Origin of the sequence: Pseudoalteromonas sp. S3178, assembly GCF_005886985.1 — a bacterium.
Lineage (GTDB): Bacteria > Pseudomonadota > Gammaproteobacteria > Enterobacterales > Alteromonadaceae > Pseudoalteromonas > Pseudoalteromonas carrageenovora.
This window is the reverse complement of record NZ_PNCW01000411.1, coordinates 1-296: the sequence shown is the minus strand read 5'-3', so window position 1 is coordinate 296 and position 296 is coordinate 1. Positions and strand designations below refer to the sequence as shown.

The following is a 296-nucleotide window of genomic DNA, read 5'->3' as shown; positions in this document are numbered from 1 at the left end:
TTGTACATCCAGATTAACAATAAGACCGATGACTATGGCGGATCTTCACGCGAGTTTTGCGCACCGTAGTTGTCCACAAACATCTCGTTATATCAGCGATCAGATCACTTTTGCACAGGCAAAGCAGCGTTTAGTTGAGAATTGTCAGCCTTGGTTAGGTGAAGAAAACCAGAGATTGGCGCTGGCCATTACACTTAATGGATCGAATGAGCTGATCGGGGAAGTGATGTTTAAGTATATCAACAAGACCAGTTTAGTCGGAGAGATAGGATATAGACTAAAAAAAGAGGTGATAG

At 42.6% G+C, this 296-nt stretch carries 1 protein-coding gene; it reads left to right on the top strand.

Features of this window, described 5'->3' with window-relative positions; translation table 11 throughout:
- Positions 1–34: 34 nt before the first annotated feature.
- On the top strand, positions 35–296 hold a 262-nt coding region (locus tag CWC11_RS21520; protein WP_249330798.1), incomplete at its 3' end, for a GNAT family protein.